The following is a 517-nucleotide window of genomic DNA, read 5'->3' as shown; positions in this document are numbered from 1 at the left end:
AAACATTCCTACGGAATGGGTACCAAAAGAGAAAATCTATGATTTATATTCACTGCGTTGGCAAATTGAGCTGTTATTTAAAATATGGAAATCTTGGTTTCGAATTCATCGTTGTAAATCTATTAAACAAGAGCGATTAGAATGCCACCTTTATGGACAACTCATTAGTATCCTATTATGTTCTTCTACTATGTTTAAAATGAGAGAACTCCTGTTACGTAAGAAACAGAAAGAACTAAGTGAATATAAAGCGATGTACATAATTAAAGATTATTTCTTACTTTTTCATCAAGCACTACATAAAAACACCCAAGAATTATCAAAGATTCTCCTTCGTCTGTTTAACCTCCTACAGCGAAACGGACGAAAATCTCACAGATATGAGAAAAAAACAGTCTTTGATATTTTAGGTGTTGTGTATGAGTATACCACTTCTGCCCATCAGGTAGCATAGCGAAAAATTTGAAACCCGTCAGGGTTTATTTGATGTGCCTACTTTTATGCTATCTATAAAAGA

At 33.3% G+C, this 517-nt stretch carries 1 protein-coding gene; it reads left to right on the top strand.

Annotated features, from left to right (window positions below):
• A partial coding sequence (locus BAU23_RS15535) for a transposase (protein WP_131802507.1) occupies positions 1-454 on the top strand: 454 nt, incomplete at its 5' end.
• Positions 455-517 lie beyond the last annotated feature (63 nt).

The organism is Bacillus nitratireducens, from assembly GCF_001884135.1.
Lineage (GTDB): Bacteria > Bacillota > Bacilli > Bacillales > Bacillaceae_G > Bacillus_A > Bacillus_A nitratireducens.
The sequence above is the reverse complement of the archived record's forward strand: the minus strand, read 5'-3'. Positions and strand labels throughout refer to the sequence as shown.